The 25051-nt window shown below is 42.8% G+C and carries 24 protein-coding genes; 14 read left to right on the top strand and 10 right to left on the bottom strand.

What is annotated here, in order from left to right; translation table 11 throughout:
* Nucleotides 1-445: 445 nt before the first annotated feature.
* On the bottom strand, nt 446-1318 hold the full coding sequence (locus E2K74_RS02570) for a DUF2797 domain-containing protein (RefSeq protein ID WP_151206151.1): 873 nt from the start codon (nt 1316-1318) through the stop codon (nt 446-448).
* 33 nt (nt 1319-1351) lie between these two features.
* Between E2K74_RS02570 and E2K74_RS02575 the strand changes: the two genes are divergently transcribed.
* Together E2K74_RS02575 and E2K74_RS02580 are read left to right on the top strand one after the other, a co-directional pair.
* Nucleotides 1352-1819 (top strand): DUF6231 family protein, encoded by a 468-nt coding sequence (locus E2K74_RS02575; protein WP_151206152.1) that lies wholly within the window; start codon nt 1352-1354, stop codon nt 1817-1819.
* A gap of 117 nt (nt 1820-1936) precedes the next feature.
* Nucleotides 1937-2566, top strand: a complete 630-nt coding sequence (locus tag E2K74_RS02580) for a YidB family protein (RefSeq protein ID WP_151206153.1) — start codon at nt 1937-1939, stop codon at nt 2564-2566.
* Between the two features lie 240 nt (nt 2567-2806).
* On the opposite strand, the gene E2K74_RS02585 is transcribed toward E2K74_RS02580, so the two are convergent.
* From E2K74_RS02585 to E2K74_RS02595, 3 genes are read right to left on the bottom strand one after another with little or no spacing between them, the layout of a single operon-like run.
* On the bottom strand, nt 2807-3421 hold the full coding sequence (locus E2K74_RS02585) for an OB-fold-containig protein (RefSeq protein ID WP_151206154.1): 615 nt from the start codon (nt 3419-3421) through the stop codon (nt 2807-2809).
* A gap of 18 nt (nt 3422-3439) precedes the next feature.
* Nucleotides 3440-3748: a Rieske (2Fe-2S) protein gene (locus tag E2K74_RS02590; RefSeq protein ID WP_171478803.1), complete on the bottom strand. Its 309-nt coding sequence runs from the start codon at nt 3746-3748 to the stop codon at nt 3440-3442.
* A 14-nt stretch (nt 3749-3762) separates the two neighbouring features.
* Complete coding sequence (locus E2K74_RS02595; protein WP_151206155.1) at nt 3763-4767, bottom strand: adenosine kinase; 1005 nt, start codon at nt 4765-4767, stop codon at nt 3763-3765.
* A gap of 261 nt (nt 4768-5028) precedes the next feature.
* Between E2K74_RS02595 and E2K74_RS02600 the strand changes: the two genes are divergently transcribed.
* From E2K74_RS02600 to E2K74_RS02610, 3 genes are all read left to right on the top strand, one after another.
* Nucleotides 5029-5478, top strand: a complete 450-nt coding sequence (locus tag E2K74_RS02600) for a GNAT family N-acetyltransferase (protein WP_151206156.1) — start codon at nt 5029-5031, stop codon at nt 5476-5478.
* A 181-nt stretch (nt 5479-5659) separates the two neighbouring features.
* Complete coding sequence (locus tag E2K74_RS02605; RefSeq protein WP_151206157.1) at nt 5660-8599, top strand: insulinase family protein; 2940 nt, start codon at nt 5660-5662, stop codon at nt 8597-8599.
* Nucleotides 8600-8620: 21 nt separating this feature from the next.
* Nucleotides 8621-9763, top strand: coding sequence for a phospholipase A (locus tag E2K74_RS02610; RefSeq protein ID WP_151206158.1), 1143 nt, complete (start codon nt 8621-8623; stop codon nt 9761-9763).
* Between the two features lie 72 nt (nt 9764-9835).
* On the opposite strand, the gene E2K74_RS02615 is transcribed toward E2K74_RS02610, so the two are convergent.
* From E2K74_RS02615 to ilvA, 3 genes are all read right to left on the bottom strand, one after another.
* Nucleotides 9836-11176, bottom strand: coding sequence for a TrkH family potassium uptake protein (locus E2K74_RS02615; protein ID WP_151206159.1), 1341 nt, complete (start codon nt 11174-11176; stop codon nt 9836-9838).
* The gene (locus E2K74_RS02620) at nt 11173-11829 is read right to left on the bottom strand and encodes a potassium channel family protein (RefSeq protein ID WP_151204991.1); all 657 of its coding nucleotides are present in this window, start codon (nt 11827-11829) and stop codon (nt 11173-11175) included. Before E2K74_RS02620 ends, E2K74_RS02615 begins: the two co-directional genes overlap by 4 nt.
* 164 nt (nt 11830-11993) lie before the next feature.
* Nucleotides 11994-13532 (bottom strand): threonine ammonia-lyase, biosynthetic, encoded by a 1539-nt coding sequence (ilvA, locus tag E2K74_RS02625; RefSeq protein WP_151206160.1) that lies wholly within the window; start codon nt 13530-13532, stop codon nt 11994-11996.
* 104 nt (nt 13533-13636) lie between these two features.
* Here ilvA and rpiA point away from each other — a divergent pair, with 104 nt between their 5' ends.
* From rpiA to E2K74_RS02665, 8 genes are all read left to right on the top strand, one after another.
* Nucleotides 13637-14308: a ribose-5-phosphate isomerase RpiA gene (gene rpiA, locus E2K74_RS02630; RefSeq protein WP_151206161.1), complete on the top strand. Its 672-nt coding sequence runs from the start codon at nt 13637-13639 to the stop codon at nt 14306-14308.
* 361 nt (nt 14309-14669) lie between these two features.
* Complete coding sequence (locus E2K74_RS02635) at nt 14670-15350, top strand: M48 family metallopeptidase (protein ID WP_151206162.1); 681 nt, start codon at nt 14670-14672, stop codon at nt 15348-15350.
* A gap of 423 nt (nt 15351-15773) precedes the next feature.
* Nucleotides 15774-16106: a hypothetical protein gene (locus E2K74_RS02640; RefSeq protein ID WP_151206163.1), complete on the top strand. Its 333-nt coding sequence runs from the start codon at nt 15774-15776 to the stop codon at nt 16104-16106.
* A 148-nt stretch (nt 16107-16254) separates the two neighbouring features.
* Entirely contained in the window at nt 16255-17304 is a 1050-nt protein-coding gene (gene argC / locus E2K74_RS02645) for an N-acetyl-gamma-glutamyl-phosphate reductase (RefSeq protein WP_151206164.1), read from the top strand.
* A 77-nt stretch (nt 17305-17381) separates the two neighbouring features.
* The gene (locus E2K74_RS02650) at nt 17382-18131 is read left to right on the top strand and encodes a DUF6776 family protein (protein ID WP_151206165.1); all 750 of its coding nucleotides are present in this window, start codon (nt 17382-17384) and stop codon (nt 18129-18131) included.
* Nucleotides 18132-18149: 18 nt separating this feature from the next.
* The gene (gene clpS, locus E2K74_RS02655) at nt 18150-18563 is read left to right on the top strand and encodes an ATP-dependent Clp protease adapter ClpS (protein WP_151204984.1); all 414 of its coding nucleotides are present in this window, start codon (nt 18150-18152) and stop codon (nt 18561-18563) included.
* A gap of 10 nt (nt 18564-18573) precedes the next feature.
* Nucleotides 18574-20850: an ATP-dependent Clp protease ATP-binding subunit ClpA gene (gene clpA, locus E2K74_RS02660; RefSeq protein ID WP_151206166.1), complete on the top strand. Its 2277-nt coding sequence runs from the start codon at nt 18574-18576 to the stop codon at nt 20848-20850.
* Between the two features lie 93 nt (nt 20851-20943).
* On the top strand, nt 20944-21297 hold the full coding sequence (locus E2K74_RS02665; RefSeq protein WP_151204982.1) for a YnfA family protein: 354 nt from the start codon (nt 20944-20946) through the stop codon (nt 21295-21297).
* Nucleotides 21298-21562: 265 nt separating this feature from the next.
* Here E2K74_RS02665 and E2K74_RS02670 read toward each other — a convergent pair whose 3' ends face one another.
* The 3 genes from E2K74_RS02670 to E2K74_RS02680 form a co-directional block, all read right to left on the bottom strand.
* Nucleotides 21563-22036, bottom strand: coding sequence for a hypothetical protein (locus E2K74_RS02670; RefSeq protein WP_151206167.1), 474 nt, complete (start codon nt 22034-22036; stop codon nt 21563-21565).
* 102 nt (nt 22037-22138) lie between these two features.
* Nucleotides 22139-23059, bottom strand: coding sequence for an ornithine carbamoyltransferase (gene argF, locus E2K74_RS02675; RefSeq protein WP_151206168.1), 921 nt, complete (start codon nt 23057-23059; stop codon nt 22139-22141).
* A 114-nt stretch (nt 23060-23173) separates the two neighbouring features.
* Nucleotides 23174-23824 carry a TetR/AcrR family transcriptional regulator gene (locus E2K74_RS02680; protein WP_151206169.1) on the bottom strand — a complete coding sequence of 217 codons (651 nt, stop codon included), beginning with the start codon at nt 23822-23824 and terminating at the stop codon, nt 23174-23176.
* A gap of 342 nt (nt 23825-24166) precedes the next feature.
* On the opposite strand from E2K74_RS02680, the gene prpB reads away from it, so the two are divergent.
* Nucleotides 24167-25051: a methylisocitrate lyase gene (gene prpB / locus E2K74_RS02685; protein ID WP_151205467.1), complete on the top strand. Its 885-nt coding sequence runs from the start codon at nt 24167-24169 to the stop codon at nt 25049-25051.

The following is a 25051-nucleotide window of genomic DNA, read 5'->3' on the forward strand; positions in this document are numbered from 1 at the left end:
TTCGCAAGAGATGCGATGGATGTCTGGTGATTTGTAGTCATAAATTTTAGTCCCCACTTGTTTTTAAGTGGGGACTAAATTAAGGCTTATAGGATGAATTCATAAGGTGTGTTCAGCGGACGCTTACGAAAAATCAGACTTAGTAATAGTCCTTTGATGGCTTGAGGTATGTAGTCAAGCCTGTCTAAATTAATAACCAAAAGAAAAAATATCTTATTTTGAGTTTGTTTGAAAACAGGTATTAAACTCTTTCCCACTACCAGACCAAGTCAAGCTGATCAGGCATGTTAGAGATTATCATTAAGCCAATTTTGATGGAGCTAGGAGGAATTTTTCATATGTTGCTCAGCAATTTACTATTTCGGAGTTGATTTAATCATAACTGTTTGAGCAGGCTGCTGTACCTGGATCATAAGTAAAGGGAGCAAGCTCCCTTTGTAATACATTACTCAGTCCGAATAATGAGTTCATAGCCGGTATATTTGCGGATATTGATCACGCCCGTATCCAGAATCAGGTATTGACCCTTAATACCTTGCAGCTTTCCACGAATCACCGGGGTCTTGTCAAGGTTGTGGGATTTGATCTTTTCTGGATATTGCTCGACAGGATAAATGAATTCGCGAGCCGGTTCATCTTCAAGTACTTCAATCGTTTCATTAAACTCGAAGTTCTGATGAAATTCTTCACGGATCGTCTGAATTTTTGGTGCAAACTCTTCAATCAGTTGCTCGCGTACCTCAGGCAGATTAAGCGGCGCAGCTTCACCTTTTAAAAGTTTACGCCAGTCAGTTTTGTCAGCTACCTGACTGCCAAACATGACTTCTAGTTTACCGGAAAGACGGCGTGAGCCCACTTTCATAATCGGTAAGGCTTGGGTAGCGCCCTGATCTAACCAGCGGGTAGGCATCTGGTTAAGGCGGGTAATGCCGACTTTTAAGCCGCTAGAATTTGCCAGATAAACAATGTGAGGCTGAAAGCAGACATTCTGTGCAAATTCATCTTCCCGGCAGGTCCCTAAATGATAATGGCAAGTTTCTGGCTTCATGATGCACATATCACATGAAGCTTTGGTTTTAAAGCATTTAAAGCAGTGACCTTGAGAAAAAGACTTGGAGGTTTTAGTACCACAAGACACACAGTAAATATTGCCTGTCCATTCAATTTCGATTTCCTGGCCCAATTGAAACGGGAAGTTAATTTGAGATCCATCTAATATTAATTTATATTCAACATTTGCCCGTTGGGTATTTTGATCAGTTACATTTAGATCTTTGAGACCGACATGCATTTTCTGGCAAATGCCCTGAAATTCCATAAAATTACTCACTTAAATCATAGGGGTGCAGTTATGGCTGAACAAAATGTCATCATTGCTATGCTAGACGATTTTGCACAGGAACAGCCAATTCATACTGCGATTTGCATTGGGCAGGATTTAACCCGACTTCAATTTCAGCAATCCATTCAATGGTACCATTTTAGCGTATCTGAGGTTTTAAATCTGCCTTTTCAACAGCGCTATGATCTGGCAGTGGTGATGCTGGCTGCACCTGAAATAGTGGTATTGCTAGAGCAGCAGAAAAGTCAAATTTTGGTAAAAATGCGTGATTTATTTGCCAAGCGTTTGCTGGTCATCTGCCATACCCAAGATCAAAAACTTCTCAGGGCTTTGGGTTTAACCCAATTGAATTATCAGCGTGGGGAAGGTGGTCTTGAGCTTTGGCAATTCAATATTTTGACTTATAAGCTTGTGCCTGACTGGCTTAATTCAAAGTTTTGGGCCAATCCTGAAAACTGGGATAAATATCGTTGGTAACATGAAGATGAGATAAGAGTTGGATTAATATTGCAAATATTAACAAAATACTGAAAGACAAGGATTTATAGAGCCGTATGCTATAATAAAGAAAGAACGCATCGGTAGGAAAGTAATATGACCAATCTCAGTAATATTGTCGAAATGCTGGCTAAGCAGGCGCTGGGAGGCGGGCAATCCCAGTCTCGGCAGCAATCACAGCAACAAGATGGGTTGGTTGATATTTTAGGGTCGGTATTGGGGCGATTGGGGAATCAGACAAATCAGGCTCAAAATCAGCAAAATGGTCTGGGTGCAATTCTAGGTTCAGTATTAAGTCAGTTTGGCAATAATCAATCTGCTACGCGGACATCCCAATCGAGTGGAAGTTCTGCCAAAAGCCTATTGATTGCAGTGTTACCGCTGGTTCTAGCCTGGATTCAAAAGCAGGGCGGTTTGCAGGGAGCGCTGGACAAGTTAAAAGGCCAAGGATTAAACAGCCAGGTCGATGATTGGGTCTCTACAGCTCCAGGCGAAAATGTACAGGTCGATCCACAGCAAGTACAAAGCCTGTTTGATGATCAGGACATTGAAGACGTCGCCCAGCAGACTCAAGCGCCTAAGCAGGATATTTATAGTGCAATTTCCCAGGTCTTACCGCAGATTATTGACTCGTTAACTCCTCAAGGGGAACAGACCAGTACACAGGAGGCCAATCAAGATATTCAGAATGTCATGAATATGGTTTCCAGCTTTTTGAAAAAATAAATTAGATAGATAAAAAATCCCGCCCATAGACGGGATTTTTTTATGAGAAATTGAAATCATTAGGGTGTGTTGAAATTTATTACTTAAAGAAATAGCGAATGTAAAATGAAGACTTTCTACCCGATATGACAAGCTAAAACGTAATTGTCAGAGTGCAGTAGTTTTAGCTTATATTTGGCAGTCTTTATAGCACAAATTACCTACTACAAATCTCAACCCACCCTAAAGTTTTAAAGTGATTTAGTCCAGATTCAGACTAAACAGCTGATTCGACTGACAGATTTTTTTGGCAATATAATGTGATTTTCTTACACGAATTAAAATAATCTGGGACTGAAATTCCAGTTCACCAAATTCAGGTTCAACCTGTACATAGTGGATCTGGCCATATTCGTCACGTACCCGGGCTTGGGCTGAAAAACCCGGACGTGCATTACCACTTGAAATGGTTGCGAGTCGTCCAAGTAGATTGACATGATTTTTTTTGTATTTTGGGGGAATCACCTGATCCAGACAATGGATCATAAACACAGTAAAAAAGCTGGCACTAATTAAAGCCGGTAAAATCAGATAATAAGCTGGCAAGAATTCCATTTCCTGAGAATAGATCAGGAATTGCAGTAAATAGCCGGAAAAGCTAAAATTCATCAAAAAGAAAAGGATGATCAGGGTTTTAGAAAATTTGACATTCAGGACATCAAGATAAGCGAAGTCATAAGACGGAATGCATTTAAAGAGTTTTCTGTATTGAAGCCCAAAATAAAAAGCAGAAGTTTTTGCCATGCCAAACACAAAGATCAAGACCAAACTCAAATGAAAAGGCATGAGGTTATAGTCGAGCAAAAAAGCTGGCATGGCAAAATCCATTAAGTCTTATTCTGTAAGATAAATCCCGCCATCAGAATGCACGGTAATCTCTACTTTTTCAAGTGATTGCCCCTGACAAGGCCCAGAAATACATTCACCGCTTTCAACCATGAACAGTGCACCGTGGGTAGAGCATTCAATGAATTCCTGATCACGATCCAGGAACTGGTTTTCCAGAAACTCCAGTTCTACCTGCAAGTGCGGACAGACGTTCTGATAGGCATAGAATGCACCATCACGCTGGGTGATGAAAATCGTATCGCCATTCGGAGTCTCAAAAGAGCGTGCTTCGCGCTCCGGGATGTCTTCAGTCAAGCAAATTTTATACATTAAGCACATTCCTTCTGGAAATTTTCTAATAAGGCTGCATAGTCTGCAACCGCCAGACGTGGACCAAACTGGGAAACCACTTTACTTGAAATTAAAACCGCCAGTTCTGCAGCCGTCTTAAAACCAAGATTGGCATTTAAGGCATACAGGAAAGCGCCTGCAAAGGCATCACCTGCACCATTGGTATCTACTGCCTGAATGGCGCGACCTGGTACAGTAAAGGTCTCTCTGTTGTTTGAAATAAGCGCACCTTTGGATGCCAATGTAATGATAACGGATTGACTTAGAGTTTTTAATTTCGCTAAAGCAGCATCAATGGTGTCAGTATGGGTATACATCAATGCTTCTTGTTCATTACAGAATAAAAGATCGACACCTTCGGCAATCATTTCATCCAGACCGGTACGCGCATATTGCACCATAGCCGGGTCAGAGAGCGTCAAGGCGATTTTAACGCCATTGGCTTTCGCAATCTCACGTGCCTGTTTTACTGCCTGACGTGCAGTGTCTGAAGTGGATAAATAGCCTTCGATATACAGCCATTTCGCTGTAGTTAATGGCTCAAAGTCAATCTGTGCATCGGTCAGTTCAGCTGTAATTCCCAGATAAGTATGCATGGTACGTTCAGAATCCGGGCTGACCAGCACCATACAGGTACCTGTTACACCTTGACTGATCGATTTAGGCGTAGTTTGAATGCCGGCTTCATTTAAACCGTTTAGATAAATATGTCCTAAATCATCATTTCCGACGCGGCAAGCATAAAATGCCGGACTCCCCAGTGCAGCAAAAGCCACCGTGGTATTGGCAGCAGAACCGCCAGATGCCTGACCTTTATAAATTTGAGTATCTCTTAGGTTTTGATAGAGGCTTGCCTGAGTTTCACCATCTGCAAGTTGCATGGTGCCTTTTTGCAAATGCTGTGCAGTTAAAAATTCATCAGAAACTTTAAATTCTTGGTCAATCAGCGCATTTCCAATTGCAAAAAGATCAACAGTTGCCATATTCTAAGATCACATTAAAAAATGAAAGTCGTAAGTTTACACCATCACTCGGGATTGCTGTAGTTTGCTGAACTTTTTTCAAAGAAAATTTATATAATACAATTCATTCTGGATTATCTTTGGTCGAGTTTCTGAACTATTTTTATGCAATGAGTTGTACAGCCATTGATTTGAGAGTCTTGTTTTATTTATAAGGTAAGAGGCTTTGCATCAAGTTCTGCAAGCGTATCTCCTCACCACAATTTCAAATAGTGTGCATATATGGAAATTAAGATTGTAACTGCTAAAGAACTACCGGATCAGATTGAAAAACTGGCCATACTCGCGCGTAAGGAAGGTTACGAATTAATTGACAAGTTGATTGAAGAATATCGTACGGGGAAAAACTGCTTTAGCCATGCCAACGAGTTTTTGGTGGGTGCTTATGACGGTGACAGACTGATTGCCTGCGGGGGCCTCAATCAGCAATGGGGTGATAATGGTGTTGAGGAGCGCATTGGCCGTGTGCGCCGCTTCTATGTACATCCAAAATATCGCCAGCATGGGGTCGGCAAACAGCTTCTTGTTTATCTGGAACAGCTGGCACGTCCGCATTATTCAGCACTTTGCTTGCATACCGATATTAAACAGGCTGCGAGCTTTTATCAGAAACAGAACTATGTTTTTGTAGAAAGTCATCCAAACTATAACTACTTCAAATACCTGATCTAGAACTTCGATCAGTATCCTCAGATGATTTAAGAGTCTGATTCAAGTGAATTTGATGATTTATCATTTTAAATAATCAAGTTTACTGAATTCGATCAAAATCATTGGATTTCTCAGTGAATAATTTAAACAACTACAGCTATAATGCGATCAGTTATTTTTAATTTAAATATTAGGAGATCGCATGACTGTAGATGTCACTGAAACCATTTCTCAAACTGTACATCCTGCGTTTCAGTTGGTACGTCAACAACATGTTGAAGCTTTAGACATTGCTGTGTCTGAATATAAGCATAAAGTGACTGGCGCCACCCATTATCATTTGGCGACCAATCATGATGAAAATGTCTTTCTGGTGGCTTTTCGCACCCAGCCCATGGATTCCAAGGGAGAAGCGCATATTCTGGAGCATACTGCATTATGTGGCTCAGAAAAATTCCCCGTGCGCGATCCATTTTTCCTGATGATTCGCCGTTCACTGAATACGTTCATGAACGCATTTACGGCAGCGGACTGGACCGCTTATCCGTTTGCAACCCAGAACAGCAAGGATTTCCAGAACCTGCTGGAAGTGTATATGGATGCAGCGTTTGCTGCGAACCTGAATCCGCTGGATTTTGCTCAGGAAGGGATTCGTATCGAGTTTGAAAATGGCGAACCGGTCTATAAAGGTGTGGTTTTTAATGAAATGAAAGGGGCGATGAGCTCGCCTTCAGATCAGCTTTATCATACTTTGGCGCATTATTTATTCCCGGATACGACCTATCATTATAATTCGGGCGGTGATCCTAAAGATATTCCAGACCTCAGCTATGAAGAACTGGTGGATTTCTATAAATCACATTATCACCCAAGTAATGCAGTATTTATGACCTTTGGTAATAAATCAGCTTTTGAACTTCAGGAGCAGTTTGAAAATCTGGCATTGTTCAAATTTGAAAAAGGCGAAACACTGTATTCTACGCCGGTAACACGTTTGACCGCGCCAATTGCCGTAACAGATACCTATGCTGTAGATGCCGAAGATCTGAAAGATAAAACCTATCATGTTTTATCCTGGTTATTGCCTGAAGCCAGTGAAATCAAATTACGTCTGGGAATGCGTCTGGTAGAAGGCATCTTGTTAGAAGATTCAGCCTCACCACTGCGTCACTATCTGGAAACCTGTGGCTATGCCCAGTCGACTGGTCCATTTTTGGGCGTAGATGATTCTAACTTTGAAATGACCTTCTATTGTGCAGTTCAAGGTTCTAACCCTGAACATGCAGAAGAGTTTAAAAATGGTGTATTCAAGATACTTGAAGAGGTAGCTTCCAAACCTGTCGATCAACAGGCTGTTGATGCAATCTTGCATCAAATCGAGCTGCATCAACGTGAAATCAATGGTGACGGTACGCCATACGGATTAAGCCTGATTCTAAGTGGATTGGGCAGTGCAATTCATCATCGTGATCCGGTTGAAGTCTGGGATGTAGATTCTGCCATTGCGGCGGTTAAGGACGAGCTGCAAGATCCGATGTGGCTGTCGAATCTGATTAAAGAACATTTACTGGATAATCCGCATCGTGTACAGCTCACGCTGGTTCCAGATGCAAGCAAATCGGCCAAAGAAGCAGAAGCTGAAAAAGCACGTCTGGCTGAAATTGCAAAAACACTGACCGAAGAGCAGAAAGCTGAAATTATTGCTCAGACTGAAGCACTAAAAGTACGTCAGGATACTCCGGATGATTTGGAACTGTTACCTAAAGTTGGCCTGGAAGATGTTCCTGCCGAGTTGCAGATTGTGCAGGGCCAGTTACGTGAAATTATCTGTAACCGCGTAGATACCCCGCTTAATCTTTATCATGCGGGTACCAACGGGATTTATTATCAGCAGGTACTGGTTAAAATTCCGGATGAAGTGGTGCAATCGCCGTATTTCAACTTGCTGTCTATTTTGATGGGTGAAGTGGGTGCAGGCGAATACGACTATCTTGAATTCCAGCAACTACAAACTGCAGTAAGTGGTGGCTTGGGAATGGGGGCTTCACTACGCTCTAAAGTCGATGACAAGCACAAGATTAGTGCTTGGCTCACACTCACCACCAAATCCCTGACAACGCATCTGGATGCAATCCGTCTATTAAAGATCGGTTTCGAGCAGCTACGTTTTGACGAAAAAGCGCGTATTGTTGAACTGTTGCAACAGCGTAAAACACGCTGGCAGTCACGCATTTCCGGTTCTGGTCACAGCTATGCCATGCAAGCCGCTTCGCGTCAGCACAGTGCTTTAGCTTTACGTGATTATCATAATACCGGTTTGGGGGCTTTAAACTGGCTGATCCATCTGGTGAATCAGATTGAACAAGACCCGGCTGCGTATGATGCGCTGATTGAAGAGTTAAAACGTATTCATAACATCCTGCTGCAAGCACCTAAGCAGTTCCTGCTGGTATGTGAAGAGCCACATGCTGAGCGCCTGATTGAAGAAATTCAACATGTCTGGGACAAGCTGGAAGTTAATAACGCACCTGTTGAGCTGACACAGGTTGAGAAAGCCAATCATGATCATGATGAAGCCTGGTTGATTCAGACCAATGTTCAGTTCTGTGCAGCAGCCTATCCTGCAGTGGAGGTATCACATCCAGATGCTGCAGCACTGATGGTGCTGGCAGGTTATTTACGTAATGGTTTCCTGCACAGCGCGATACGTGAAAAAGGTGGGGCGTATGGTGGCGGTGCCAGCTATGATGGCAATGCCTGTTCATTCCGTTTCTATAGCTACCGTGATCCACGTCTGGCAGAAACTTTTCAGGATTTTGAGGCCAGTATTCAGTGGTTGCTGAATGCTCCCCAACAACCGCATCAGTTGGAAGAAGCCATTTTGGGCCTGATTGCCAGCATGGATAAGCCGGGTTCACCAGCAGGCGAAGCGATTACTGCATGCTATGCCTATCTGCATCAGCGTACCCCGGCATTTCGCAAACAGCTGCGTGAGCGTTTACTGAATGTCACGCTGGATGACCTGAAACGTGTTGCACAAACTTATTTGGTTGAGCAGCAAGCATCTAAAGCAGTGATTGCACCTGTTGCAAAACGGGAAGCATTGGAGCAGCTGGGTTTTAGTATTCAACAAGTTCAATAAATAGAAGAATGAGGAAAAAGGATGGCGCTTAATTCAGTTAAGCGCTCAACTTTGCAGCTGAGCGTTTTGCTGGGCTGCGCGGTTGGGACGCACGCGAATGCGGAAAATCCGGTGCTGGTCAATAGTCCTACGCCCGCAACCGCCGAAGCCTGTGCAGCACTGGAAGTGAGTGCGGAGCGACTGGCTTGTTACGATACTTTATTTAAAGCATCGGGCAGTAATCAGCCTGAAACTGTTTCTGAACAGCGTGCTGCCCAGGAACTTAGGCCCACAGCCGATAGCCTGAAAGCAAAAAGTGCAGATATTTTTTCTAATATCTATACTTCTGAGAGGCCAAGACTGACTCCAACTGAGTCTTTAATGGATAGCCGTTGGGAGCTTTCACCAGAGAGTAAACTGGGTACATGGAACATCCGCTCCTACCAACCGCTATATTTGATGCCAGGTTTCTGGACATCGAAAAAAAATGAATTCCCGCAAAGTGAAAACCCGAACAATACCGAGACAGAGAAACAGAATCTTACTTCAACTGAAGCAAAATTTCAGTTGTCTTTGAAAACCAAGGCCGTGGAAAATATTCTCGGTAATAATGGTGATCTCTGGTTAGGTTATACTCAGTCTTCACGCTGGCAGGTCTATAATTCGGACGAATCCCGGCCGTTTCGTGAAACCAATTATGAACCTGAAGCCAGCCTGATCTTCCGTACGAATTATGACTTGTTCGGTTTAAATTGGCGTTTACTTGGTCTGACGCTTAACCATCAGTCCAATGGCCGTTCAGATCCGCTTTCACGTAGCTGGAACCGGGTTATATTGAATCTTGGTTTTGAAAAAGACAATTTTGCCCTGATGGTTCGCCCCTGGTATCGAATTGAAGAGAAGCGGGAGGATGATAACAATCCTGAAATCAAAAACTATATTGGTCGGGGGGATCTGACAGCATTTTATCGTCACAAGGAACATGATTTTTCATTAATGTTGAGACATACACTGAAAGGTGGGGATGAAAGTCGTGGCGCCGTACAGTTTGACTGGTCATTCCCGATTAGTGGTCGTTTGCGTGGACAGTTCCAGCTTTTTGATGGTTATGGCGAGAGTCTGATTGATTATAATCACCGCGCGACTTATGTCGGTTTGGGTGTATCTTTACTGAACTGGTATTAAAACACCTCGAATAAAAAAACCATGCTTTGGCGTGGTTTTTTTATCGGCTATTTATGTGTTTCAAATTAAAAATTATCCAATCTGAATTTCTGTCGGAGGATGCTTCAGGCGGCTTTTTTTCGGGGTTGCAATAAAGTAGGCTAGTGTTAAGGGACCCAAACGACCGGCGTACATCAAGAGCATTAATATGATCAAACTGGCAGGTTGCAGCTCTTCGGTTACGCCTCGTGACAAGCCGACGGTGCAGGCTGCTGAAACTGTCTCAAATAACAAATCTAGAAACTCATGATCAGGTTCAAGAATCAGTAAACTCATAAAGCCCATAATGATCAGTCCAGCGGTAATACAGACCACTGCCAAAGCTTTAAAGGTGGTTGTTTCGGAAATGGAGTGATTAAACAGGCGAATTTCATCTTCGCGGCGTAAAAAACTGATCACGCTGATCAATACAATAATAAAAGTACCGACTTTGATGCCACCTGCGGTACTTAAAGATCCTCCGCCAATAAACATCAGGATCATGGTGACCAGTGTCGAAGCATCTGTCATCTGATCTAAAGGCAGACTGTTAAACCCTGAAGAACGCGGGACGGTGGCATGAAACCAGGCATTTAAGGCTTGATCGCCGAGACTCAGGATTCCAAGGGTTTGCGGATTCGACGCTTCTAAAATCCAGAGCAGAATAAAAGCGCCTAAGTTCAAACCCAGAATGGTAGAGAGAATCAGTTTGCTATTGGTGCTGAGCCTGGACCAGCGTTTATGTTTTTTTACATCCATCAGCACCAAAAAGCCGATCCCGCCGATGATGTACAGCATGCTAATGGTAAAGGTCACCAGATATTGCCCGGAAAAACTCATTAAACTATTGGGAAATAAAGAAAATCCACCATTATTGAAGGCAGAAACGCTATAAAATGCTGCATAAAATAAAGCGTCACCCAAGGGATAATCTTGCAGCCAGGCCAGGGTTAAAATCATGGTGCCAATAGCTTCAAAAAATAATGAATATAAAAAAACCGCCTTAATGGTAAAGCTGACTTTTTTTAAGCTGGTTTGTCCTATGGATTCCTGAGCCATGACCTGCTGTTTTAAGCCCATTCCTGGCACCAGACTCATGACCGCAAGAATTGCAAAAGTCATAAAGCCCAGACCACCACATTGCAACAAGAACATAATGATGATTTGGCCAAACATCGTATACGCTTCTCCGACGTTTACGACTGACAGGCCAGTAATGGTGACGGCAGAAGTGGCGGTAAAAATAGCATCCAGCCAGCTAATCTCCTGTTGATGGGCAATCGGCAGCATCAGCAGCAAAGAACCGATAAAAATCAGCCCGAGAAAACCCAAAGCCAGAAGGGCGGGCGGACTAAGATTTACCGTGTGATGTGAACTAAGGTCTGGTGTTTTCATAAGCGTTTAAAATATTTGGAAAGACGGCGTAAAGGTTCAAGCAGACCCTCAATGACCAGAATGTCGCCCTCTTGAAGCAGCATATCCGGAGCAGGGCTGTCGTCTATGCGGCTACCACGTTTAAGTAGCAGGGTTTTAATTTCAGGCACATGGTTCATCAATTTACGTAGCGGCATGCCATGATGGTCGGCATGGATTTCGACTTTGACAATATAATGATCATCTTCCAGCGCCATATAGCGGCTGACCATTGGATAGCTCAGAGACTGGGCAACACGTACGCCCATATCTTCTTCAGGATGAATAATTTTATCGACATTCAGATGGGTCAGAATCATATGATGAGCCTTGGATTTGGCTTTGACCCATATTTTTTTAACGCCCATGTTTTTCAGGTGTAGCACACAAAGAATGCTGGCCTCAATATCTTCACCAATCGCCACCACTACAGCTTCACAACGCTTGACATCCAGCTCATCCAGGACATGTTCATCGGTTGCATCGGCAATCACCGCATGTGTCAGCTGGTCAGAGATATTTTCAACATATTTTTTATTCAGATCGATGCCAATTACTTCATGTTTCAGCTCAATTAGCTGAGTTGCAACCGTTGCACCAAAGCTGCCGAGTCCAATGACTGCAAATAATGCCATGGAAATGTTCCTAACTTTTTATTCAAATCTAATCTGCTTAATATCTTAAAGATTTTTAGAATAATCAGCTATCTACTATTACATAAATCCTGTATTTGTGGCCTTTTTTCAGAAAATCCAGGCAATAAAAAACCGCCTGTTCAGACGGTTTGATGATCTGCTCTTTATTTCAGGAAACGCTGATAACCCAGATTATTGGTAATCTCATCGTATGGATAGCTAATGCTTTCCAGAGTTTCAACCAGACCGTCCGGATTTTGCTGTGCATCTTCAGCTTCCAGGCCCACCAGCACACGACCTTCTGCTGCGCCGTGGTTGCGGTAGTGGAACAGGGTAATGTTATGGGTAGGACCCAGACGCTCCAGGAACGTTAGCAATGCGCCTGGACGCTCCGGGAACTCCACGCGGAATAAGCGTTCATTTTCAATATCGGCATGACCACCGATTAAATAACGGATATGCAGTTTTGCGACTTCATCATCGGACAGGTCGTCAACATCATAATGAAACTTAAGGTTTTCATAAATTTCCTGACGCTCTTTTTCGCCATTCTTTAAACTGATGCCGACAAAAACCTGTGCCGCAGAAGCATCACTGGCACGGTAGTTAAATTCCGTAATATTACGACCTTGCAGGGCGCGGCAGAATTTCAGAAATGAGCCTTTTTCTTCAGGAATGGTCACAGCAAAAATGGCTTCTTTACGCTCGCCAAGTTCAGTGCGCTCTGCAATATAACGTAAACGATCAAAGTTCATGTTGGCGCCGCAGATAATCGACACCATATTTTTATCGGTAATTTTATGTTTTTCAACGTATTTTTTAATACCTGCCAGCGCCATCGCACCTGATGGCTCAACAATGCTGCGGCACTCGTCATATGTATCTTTAATTGCAGCACAGATTTCGTCAGTATTGACCAGTACTACATTCGGCTCGACGATCGGGCCTGAGTTGTCTGATTTTTGCAGGCGAATCACTTCAAATGGTTTTTCACCAATTTGAGCCACTGCCGTTCCATCTGCAAATAAACCGACAGATGGAAGGGTCACACGCTCATTTGCTTCTAAAGCAGCTTTTAGGCAGGCAGATTCATCATATTCCACTGGAATGACTTTGACATGTGGCGCCACATCTCCCAGATAGGCTGCAATCCCGGCAATCAGGCCGCCACCGCCAACCGCAACAAATACATAATCTACATCACGCCATTGACGCAGGATTTCATTGGCAATCGTACCTTGACCTGCCATCACCAGCTCATCGTCATAAGGCGGAATGAAGGTCATGCCATCATCTTGCGCACGCTGAATTGCATACTTGTTGGCGACATCAAATGAATCACCATGTAAAACCACTTCACCACCCAGACGTTTAACGGCTTGTACTTTGATATCCGGTGTGGTTTTCGGCATCACAATAATGGCGCGAATCCCTAACTTTTTACCAGACAGTGCCACGCCTTGTGCATGGTTGCCTGCGGAAGCCGTAATAACACCACGTTCGAGCTGGGATTTCGGTAATTGACTAATACGGTTATAGGCACCGCGTAGCTTGAATGAAAAAACCGGTTGTAAATCTTCACGCTTAAAACGAATGTTGTTATTGAGTCGTTCGCTAATTCGTGGCGCTGCTTCGAGTGGAGTTTCGATTGCAACATCGTAGACCGTTGCTTGTAAAATTTGTCGAACCAAACGAGACAGCATGTTAATTTTCCATCTAACAGTTTAAAATAGGCGCTTATTGTAACAAACCATACGGCTTTTCGGTTTAAAAATGCTGCAAAAGTCCAAAATAGTTGAGTGATGTCATGAGTCTATATGCAACCCAAGATGAGAAAAAACAGGCTGCGGCCAAAGCAGCTTTAAAACACTTACCAAAAGGGGGCATTTTAGGCATTGGTACAGGCAGTACCGTGAACTTTTTAATTGATCTTTTGCCAGAGCTTCAGCTGGAAGCAGCAGTGGCAAGCTCAGAAGCCACAGCAGAACGTCTGAAAAAGCTGGGTATAGACGTGGTCGATATGAACAGCGTTGGTAGTTTAGATGCTTATGTAGATGGTGCCGATGAAATTGACCGTCATATGCACATGATCAAAGGTGGGGGCGCTGCGCTAACACGTGAAAAAATTGTTGCCTCTATTGCAAGAAAATTTGTATGTATCGTTGATGATTCAAAATGGGTGGAGCAATTGGGACGTGATTTCCCGCTTCCTGTAGAAGTGATCCCAATGGCACGTTCGGCTGTGGCACGTAAACTAGTTGCCCTGGGGGGAGATCCTGCTTATCGTGAAGGTGTGGTGACTGATAACGGTAATGTGATTCTGGATGTTTATAACCTGAATATCTTGAATGCCCTTGAGCTGGAAAGAACCATCAACGATATTCCTGGCGTTGTCTGTAACGGAATTTTTGCATTAAATAAAGCCGATATTGCGATTGTCGCAACCAATCATGGAATTGAAGAACGCACTGCGGTTTAAGAAGTTTTCCCTGACCCTCCTTTTTAAAGGAGGGAACGTTTTTAATTTTGATCAGGCTCCACGAGGCTTTTAAAAGTTTAAATTTTCCTTTTTATTAAAAAAGGGGGACTGATAGGAATGAATAAAATAGGATCTGTTGATCTTTCATAAATGGCTTGCTTGTGCTGTAAGCTAAAACTGAGTAGATGAGACATGAAATGGAGGGAGTAGCGAAACTATTGCCAAGTTTGATAACGAAAGCATTTAGAATGACTAAGTTTCCTGCTCATGCCTTATCTCGGCTAAAAAATCTTGCAAAATAGATCTCTCACCTCGCAAATATGGGCGCAGTGTCAACAGACCCTAATGATTAAATATAAAAATGACCCTAAACGACCTACCTGAAATTCAAATCATCCGAAATGCTCGCTCCAGACGTTTACGTTTACGTGTAGAGCATCAGCAGATCAAAATGACGGTACCGGTTTCTTGCAGTAAGCAGCAAATACAAGGTTTTTTACAGCAGGCCGAACCCTGGTTATTAAAAACATGGAAAATTCAGCAGCAACAAGCACAAAGTATTGACCAGACTTTACCGGCACAATTGCAACTTTTTAATCAAGCCCAAGCTCTACAGGTTTGTTATCAAAGCCAAAAAAATAATTTTGTTTTTGATTCAGAAAAACTCCAGCTTTCTATCAGTGACCGGAATCCTGAAGCTTATTTAAAGGCATTTGTCATCGCCTATGCCAAGGAGCAGTTGCCGGGGTATTTGGTGCAAATCGCTCAGGAAACCGGGCTGTCTTTTAATGTCTGTCATATTCGTCAACCCAAAACCCGCTGGGGCAGTTGTTCAGCCAAACATGACATTATGCTCAACAGTGCGTTGGTGTTATTTCCTCAAGAGATTGTGCGTTATGTAAGTGTGCATGAACTTGCACATACTCACCATTTCGATCACAGCTCAAGGTTCTGGCAGTTGGTTGCTCAACATGATGCAAAATTTCAGCAACATCGTCAGTATTTAAAAGATACGTTTTTGCCATATTGGTGGAATTGTTAATCTATGTATTTTTAGACAGCACGTTTTGCTGGCGCTTCTGTATAAATTATTTAGAATGTTTAAGTTTTATATTTCATGCGCATGTCAGTATAAAAATACATGCAGTCTACATACAGACAGATTGTCAATAAAGCCTAATTGCTTCAGCCTATAAGAATATAAAATTTAGTAGACAGCAGTTGGTTTTAATATTGGTAGAACTATGGGCTGCTATGATTCCTAAATTGATCCGAATTTCGGTTATATAAAGATGATCAATATGAGGTTGCATCGTTTAAATTGGTCTTATCTTGAGCTTATTCTCAATAGCCTAAGCAATTAAGACTTTATCATTTTCAGATTTTGGTTAAAATCGACACATAACTACTAGAATTTATTCACATGAATTGGAATCGGTTTAGCATCAGTCTCCTGGTTATATTAATGTCTTTGCCGGCATTATTTTTCTATATGCTTTTTATCTTGAATATGCTCTCTCCTGACAATCCGATTTCCTATCACTGGACCAGTTATTTAGTCCTCATCTCTAGTGTATTGGCCTGGATGATTCTCTTTATCATGGCTCTACTCTGGAGTTGGGAAAGAGTAATTCCTAAGTGGCTTGCAACGCTTGCAGTACTGCTTGCCATTATTGGCCTGACACCGTTTACAGTTCAGGCTGATCCTATTGTGTTCTTGGCTATGCCAGGATTTTTCTTTGGGCTTTATCTGAGTTATTGCAGCTGGACAAAGTTAAATACCAATGAGGGAAATTAAACCGGTAGGTGCTTTCAAGACTTTTAAAATCTCAACCCGCTGAAAATTATAAAAAAGCATCAATCCTGAGTAAAATGGTTTAGAAAGCCACAACTTCCTGTCATACTATTACGTTATAAAGAAAACAGATATTTTTGAGGTAAAGATCGTGATTTCAGTGGGTATTGTAGGCGGTACAGGCTATACAGGCGTTGAACTTTTACGTCTATTGCTGCGACATCCAAATGTTCAAGTGAAAGCACTTACATCACGTACGGAAGCAGGCCGTCGTGTGGATGATATGTTCCCGAGCTTACGCGGTCATACCGATCTTGAATTTTCTGATTTAAGTCAGGATTTACTTAAATCATGTGATGTGGTGTTTTTTGCAACTCCTCATGGTGTTGCCATGCAGCATGCTGAAGCCCTGGTGGCCGCAAATACCAAAGTGATTGATCTGGCAGCAGATTTCCGCTTACAGAATCTTGCCCAGTTTGAAAAATGGTATGGCATGGAGCATGCATGTCCAGAACTGTTAAAAAATTCTGTATATGGCTTATCTGAGCTGAATCGTGAAGACATCAAACAAGCCAGTGTAATTGGAAATCCGGGTTGCTATCCAACGACTGTACAGCTGGGTCTGGCACCAGTTTTGCAAGCCAACGAAGTTTTGGTGAAGCCTGAGAGTATTATTATTGATGCAAAATCAGGTGTTTCTGGTGCAGGCCGTAAAGCCAGCCTGGGCATGATTTACTCTGAAAATTCAGATAACTTCAAGGCTTATGGTGTAGCGGGTCATCGTCATCACCCAGAAATTGTTGAAGCCCTAGAAAATATCTCAGGACAGCAGGGTGTATTCGATCAGATCCTGTTTGTTCCGCATCTTGTCCCGATGATCCGCGGCATGTTGTCGACTATTTATATCGACCTTACCGAAGCCGGCCAGGCTGCAGATTTGCAGGCATTATATGAACAGTACTATGCTGGCGAAAAATTTGTAGATGTGATGCCTGCTGGCAGTTCACCTGAAACCCGTTCAGTACGTGGCGCCAATGAATTACGGATTGCTTTATATAAGCCACAGCCGGCCAAGCTGGTGATACTGGTCGCTCAAGACAATCTGGTTAAGGGTGCAGCAGGTCAGGCAGTGCAGAACATGAACCTGATGTTTGGTTTTGCAGAAGATGCTGGCTTGAATAATATCGGCTTATTACCATAAAAAACGTATTAGAACTTCACACACATTTAGATTTAGATTTAAATGTGTGTTTTGAATAAATCGAATTAGAGATCAAAATGCCGAATACAGACTCAAACGCGACGATCCCTCAAGAGCCGGATGAAAAAAAACCTTTGATGAAAGGTAGCACGCCTCTGGTTGTTGGTGCAGTAGTATTGATGTTGGGCAGTGGCTTACTGGGCTATACGGTCGGACACCGTCAGGGTTTGACTGTGGTCGGATTTGATGCTGATGCTGAACAGTTGGTCGAAGTAGTACAAAAGCAGAAAACCAGTCTGGAAAGCATGAATAAAAGTCTGAATACTGCGGTTCAGGAACGAGATCTGGCGGTCAGCAATACCAATGACCTCTATTTAGCTATGACCAAAGCCCAAGATGAGCAGGCTCAGGCAGAAAGTCTGGGTACAATTTACCGGGAAATTTTACGTCAGCGTGGTGGTTTGGCCTTGACTGTCCAGCATGTTGGCATTAAGCCTTTGCCAGACAATGCATTTGAATATCAGCTTGATCTGATTCAGGTCAGTCCAGGCAAAAATCGGGTATCCGGTTCCGTCGAAATGCGTCTGATCAAAGGCTCAGAAATTCTGGTCGTGCCGATGGAGGATAAGAGTTTCAATTTTGAAAACTATGAACGTCTTACTGGGCGCTGGACGATGCCCAAAGGCTTTAGACCAGAATTTATCGAAGTGCGCTTGACGGGTTCTAAACCGGTCACACGCCGTTTTAGCTGGGATCAAGGAAAAGCGGTAGAAAGTCCGTCTACTGTGTTGTCTGAAATTCCTAAGACCGAAGCAAATGCAAATTAAGTGTGAAATAGAAATCTTATGCCAAACAATAAACGTCAAATGTGTTTAAGTGATGTCAAAAATTCTTTTTATCAGTCTGGAATTGTTGATTGGCATATGAGTCCGCGTTTAAGCAATGAACCCGATCATGAGGGCGATTCAGATATTGCAGTACAGACTGCGCCTCCAGAATTAAAGCGTCCACCGATGTATGCAGTGGTATTGATGAATGACGATTATACCCCTATGGAGTTTGTAATTGAAATTTTACAACAATACTTTGCAATGAATCTTGACCAAGCAACTCAAGTGATGCTAACTGTACATTATGAAGGGAAAGGTATAGCTGGGGTCTATCCACGGGATATTGCGGAAACCAAAGCGAACCAAGTTAACAATTGCGCTCGATCTCAAGGTCATCCATTACTTTGCCAGATTGAGCCTAAAAACTAAGGGGGGTTGCATGCTCAGTCGTCAATTAGAAGTATCACTACGTTTGGCTGTCAGCATGGCTCGTCAGAAGAGACATGAATTCCTGACAGTAGAGCATTTATTATTGGCTCTACTTGATAATGATTCAGCCGTTAATGCTCTTAAAGCATGTGGCGCGGACATTATCGTGCTGCGTAAAGAATTGGAAGATTACGTAGAACAACATACCCCTAAACTCGCTGAAAATAGCGATCAGGCACCTCATCCTACCGAAAGCTTTGACCGTATTTTGCAGCGTGCAATTTTCCATGTGCAATCCAGTGGTGGTGACCGGACGGTAGAAGGTGCAGATATTCTGGTGGCCATGTATTCTGAGCGGGATTCATTTGCCGTTTATTTGTTGAAACGTCACCAGATTAATCGCTTAACTTTGACCCAATATCTTTCGCACGGCACACGTAAGGATGATGTGCCGTCTGAAGAAGAAATTGAAGAGTTGGATGGAGAGTCTGCATCTTCTGCGAATTCAGGACCGCTGGAACTCTATACCACCAATCTGAATGTAGAAGCCCAGCGTGGCAAAACAGACCCTTTAATTGGTCGTGAAAAAGAAATTGAACGTGCTGCACAGATTTTATGTCGCCGCCGTAAAAATAATCCATTATTGGTCGGTGACCCGGGCGTAGGTAAAACCTCGATCGCGGAAGGTCTGGCTTGGCTAATTGTGAACGGTAAAGCACCAAAACCGCTGGAAAATGCCGAGATATTTAGTCTGGATATTGGTGCTTTGGTCGCAGGAACCAAATATCGGGGTGATTTTGAAAAACGCCTGAAACAACTCCTCAATGCTTTAAAGAAAAAACCGGAAGCCATCCTGTTTATTGATGAAATTCATATGATTATTGGTGCAGGCTCGAGTATGGGGAGCACCATGGACGCCTCGAATCTGATCAAACCGGCACTGGCAAATGGTTCATTGCGTTGTATCGGTTCAACGACTTTTCAGGAATATCGTCAGGTTTTTGAAAAAGATCATGCCTTGTCGCGCCGCTTCCAGAAAATTGATGTGAATGAGCCTTCTATTTCAGAAACTATTGATATTTTGCGTGGTCTGAAATCGAAATTTGAAGATTTTCACCATGTTCAGTATGACGATCAGGCCTTGGTGTCCGCAGTAGAACTGTCTGCCAAGTTTATCAATGACCGTTTCTTGCCAGATAAGGCTATTGATGTAATTGATGAGGCAGGTGCACAGCGCCGTCTGAAAGCTGAGCAGGACAATAGCCCGATTACGGTGGAAAATATTGAGGATATTATTTCCAAGATTGCCCGTATTCCGCCGAAAACAGTGTCTAAAGATGATAAGACTGTCCTTGAAAATCTGGAACGTGATCTGAAACGTGTGGTCTTTGGTCAGGATGAAGCCATTGAAGCGCTCGCTTCTGCCATTAAACTGTCACGTGCGGGCCTGAAATCTCCGGATAAGCCAGTCGGCAGCTTCGTTTTTGCAGGTCCTACAGGTGTAGGTAAGACTGAAGTCACCAAGCAGCTGGCCAAGTTAATGGGTGTAGAGCTGGTCCGTTTTGATATGTCTGAATATATGGAACGTCATGCGGTATCTCGCCTGATCGGTGCACCTCCGGGCTATGTTGGCTTTGATCAGGGGGGGCTGCTCACGGATGCAATTCACAAGCATCCACATTGTGTGCTGCTTCTGGATGAAATTGAAAAGGCTCATCCAGATGTATTTAACCTGTTATTGCAGATCATGGATCATGGTTCACTGACAGATAATAATGGCCGCAAGTCAGATTTCCGGAATGTGGTTCTGGTGCTGACCACCAATATTGGCGCAGAAAGTATTTCCCGTGTCAGCATTGGTTTTATGGAGCAGGACAACAGCAATGACAACCAGGAAGCCATGAAGAAAGCCTTCTCACCTGAATTCCGTAACCGTCTGGACGGCGTGATTCAGTTTAAAGCTTTGGCAACTACAGTTATTGAAAATGTAGTTGATAAGTTCCTGACCGAACTTCAGGCACAGCTGGATGAGAAGAAAGTCATTCTGGATGTGGATCACAGTGCACGTGAATGGATGGCTGAACATGGTTATGACCGTTTAATGGGTGCTCGTCCAATGCAGCGACTGATTCAAGAACATCTGAAGAAACCGCTGGCAGAAATGATTCTGTTTGGTGAGCTGGCTGAAAACGGTGGCAATGTGGCAGTATCCGTGAAAAAAGAAGATGGTAAAGCAGTTGGCTTGAAACTTGAAGTCTTTGAAGATCAGACCGCTGAACCTGCCTAAGCTTGAAGAAAGAATTAAACCCGTGCAAGCACGGGTTTTTTCATGCACTCATATTTTTTAATAAACTCAATCATACAGTTCAATAGTTAAATCATGGATATTCAAGTTACAAAGCTGTTCACCACGTTTTGCCTGTTTTTGGTTACGGCGCTTATGGAAATTTTAGGCTGTTATTTTCCTTACCTGATTCTAAATCAGGGGAGAAGCCACTGGTTATGGCTTCCTACCGCATTGGCCTTGGCTGCTTTTGTCTGGTTATTAACATTACACCCAGCCGCTTCCGGGCGTATCTATGCGGCCTATGGGGGTATCTATGTTTTTTCAGCTTTGATATGGTTGCGCTTTGTTGATCAGGTGAGTCTGTCTCGCTGGGATTTACTGGGTGGAATGGTGGTGATTTTAGGTGCGCTGATTATTATGTTGCAGCCTCAAGGTTTGGTTCGTTAAACAACCTTTTAAATAAGAATTGTATAAAACCTTTTGAACCTTTACTTGAAAAATAATGCTATTTATTTTTTGGATAGTGGAGGCAGTATTTTCTAATGTTTTAAATCTTCCGATAGGGGGGCAAACGGTATTATGCCAGAGCAGATAATCGGCGTTGAGGGCAAAGCTGATTCCATCTTGCAGTCTATTAAGAGTAAGAGTGTCTGCATCATTCATGGCGTGATGCAGAGCAAGACTAAATCATTTTATGCAGCAGATGAGCAAATCATTTGATACTGCAATCTTTCTGTTTAAGTTCCAGGGTGTAGCGATTTTTTTCTGAACTGAGCTCAAGCTGTACGGTATACGGATTTAGTTTTTGATACTCATGCTCAAAGAAAATCGGGCAGCTTTGCACTAGATTTTTCATAATGAGCTTTTGCACTTCTTTACGACCTAAATCTGTCTCAAACTGCGCAAAGTCCGGGGTGGTGATTACGCCCTTCAGGCTGGTTTTATTTGCAGTGAGTTGCAATTGCTCAATAACCGTATTTTGATCAATCTGTAATGGTAGGGTTTTGGAGTCTTCAGCGCTCAGTACTGCCAGCAATTCATTCAGCTCTGCTTTTTTCTGAATTTTGAACTTACTGTTAAGAATGCCTTTATTTTGCAGATATTGATCAAATTCAGAAGCATTCGCTTGCATGAACAGACTGCTGAGTCCTGCAATAACTGCGAAAGCCCAATATTTTTTTTGCATTAGCTTGTATCACTTTTTATATCGTCCCAACCCTGATTATAAGAGCTGAGACAAAAAAAGCACCAGAGATTGGTGCTTAATTTGTGAAGATGAGGATACATCTTAGTCTTTTTTCAGGTTCTCATTTAATAAGAACTCTACCAGTGCTTTTTGTGCATGCAGGCGGTTTTCGGCTTCATCCCACACCACAGCATTTTTATGATCAAGCAGATTTTCAGAAATCTCTTCACCGCGATGTGCAGGCAAGCAGTGCATAAACAAACAGTCCGGATGAGCAAGATCCATAAGGCGCTCATTCACCTGATAATCAGCAAAGGCTTTTTCACGGATTTTTTGTTCTTCTTCCTGGCCCATGCTGGCCCAAACATCAGTGACAATCAGGTCTGCATTGACCGCCGCATCTTCCGCGGTATCTACCAGCTCGACACAATGGGCAAATTCAGACAGGAATTTCTCTTGTGGTTCATAACCTTTAGGTGCGGCAACTTTCAGTTTAAAGCCCCACATATGCGCCGCTTCGATATAAGAGTTGCACATATTATTGCCATCCCCAATCCAGGCCACAGTTTTACCTTCAATTGAGCCACGATGCTCAAGATAGGTCTGCATGTCAGCCAGTAGCTGGCAGGGATGATGATCATCGGTCAGCGCATTAATGACTGGAACTTTTGAATAAGAAGCAAAGCGCTCAACGATGTCATGACCAAAAGTACGGATCATTACGATATCCAGCATGCTGGAAATAACGCGTGCTGAGTCTTCAATAGGTTCACCACGACCTAACTGGGTATCACGTGATGACAGAAAAATAGCACTACCGCCAAACTGGCTCATGCCCGCTTCAAACGAAACGCGCGTACGGGTACTGGATTTCTCAAAAATCATGCCCATGACTTTGCCAACAAAGGGTTGGAAAACTTCATTATTATGCTGTTTGCGCTTGAGCTCAATAGCGCGTTGCAATATTTGGTTGAGTTCTAAAGTCGATAAATCGCGTAAAGTGAGAAAGTGACGGAGAGCCATTGGTTACTCCACAATAATTGCTGAAAATCTGATCAACAATTAGTTGTTGGTTAGTGAGTTAAGAAAAATACGGAATCGGCTAATATACTATATGAGATGGAAAATGCAAAAAAACTAGACTTTTTGATGACCTTCTAAAAAGCGGTCTACGCAGTAATGAATATACTTGGTAATTTCTTCATCACTCTCTTCTTCCTGAATTCCCATTAGAATACGCCATTCTAAGTTGCGTAAAATACCAAAGTATAACTGAGCCGAATACATTGGATTTTCACAACGTAGTACGCCTTTGGCATCTGCCTGTTCCAGTGCATTGGCAATTGAAGTCTGAACATGTACAGGTCCGCGTTGATGAATATGTAAAGCCAGATCTGGATTACGCTGACTCTGTTCAAAGACCAGACGCATAAATGCCGAATTTTCAGGCGTCATAATTTGATGATAAAAATTTAACAGAGTTTCTACCAAATAACGACGAAAATCCAAGGCCATCAATTCAATAGGAATGCTGATTTGTTCAAAAAACTTTTCACGGCGATAGTCACAGATCGCTTTAAATAGCCCTTCTTTATTGCCAAAATATTTATAAATAGAGGCCTTGGAACCACCAGCATGCTGAACAATATCATCCAGTGAGACTGCATCATAACTATGCTCCAGAAAAAGCTCGGTTGCACTGACAAGCAACGCAATGCAACGATCATGGCCGCGTTTGGTTTGCGGCAGATCTTTGGCGAGGGGTTCCAGATGAGCAAGGTCTTGCATATTGGCTAAAAATTAATCAATTAAATGAAATAGATATTGAGATTATAACAAATATATGTACAGCGTGCTGTGTAGAAGTGTATTTGACTAGGGCGCTGGACATATTAAGAGATGCTCCTCTTAAAGAGGAAATAATGCTCATATTATTTAATTTTTAGATGAACATTATTCTTAACAGCATGCTCTATTAAGGATAATGGCAATCACGAAAAACAGGTCGGCAATAAAAACCTATTATTTGACTAAAGTTTTAGAGTATTTGTTCTAGAATGGAATGGTGTACACCAATCAAATTGGTATACTCAAATTTCAATAATTATAGCCAGAACTGTGGAAGGGAAGATGACAGAACAAATGTCTGCAGGTTTAAAGTTTAGACAAGCACTTGAAGTCGAAAAACCATTACAAATTATGGGTACCGTCAATGCCTATGCTGCCATGATGGCCAAACAGGTTGGTTATAAAGCCATTTATCTCTCTGGTGCTGGTGTAGCAAACTATTCTTATGGGTTACCAGATCTTGGAATGACCAGTCTAGATAATGTTCTGGAAGATGTACGCCGCATTACTGAGCGTGTAGATACGCCACTTTTGGTTGATATTGATACAGGCTGGGGTGGTGCATTCAATATTTCACGTAGCATTAAACAAATGATTGCGGCTGGTGCGGCGGCGGTCCATATTGAAGATCAGGTGGCACAAAAACGTTGCGGTCACCGTCCGAATAAGGAAATTGTGAGTCAGCAGGAAATGGTGGACCGGATTAAAGCAGCAGTGGATGCCAAAACCGATTCCAATTTTGTGGTGATGGCACGTACCGATGCGTTACAAAAAGAAGGTCTGCAGGCTGTTATTGACCGCGCTTGTGCCTGTGTTGAAGCGGGTGCAGATGCAATTTTTGCCGAAGCCATGACGGACATCACCATGTACCGTACCGTTTGTGATGCTGTAGGGGTGCCGGTACTGGCCAATATTACCGAATTTGGCGATACGCCATATTATACGACGGAAGAGCTGGCCGAGCAGGGCATACGTATGGTCTTGTATCCACTTTCTGCAACGCGCGCCATGCAAAAAGCAGCCCTTGAGGTGATGCGCTCCGTTCGTGAACATGGTACACAGGTACATGTTTTAGATCAGATGCAACAACGAAAAGAACTTTACGAATTTTTAGACTATCACAGCTTTGAAAACACATTAGATAAACTGTTTAAACAGGAGAATTAA

This window comes from Acinetobacter sp. RF15B, from assembly GCF_007558235.1.
GTDB lineage: Bacteria > Pseudomonadota > Gammaproteobacteria > Pseudomonadales > Moraxellaceae > Acinetobacter > Acinetobacter lwoffii_C.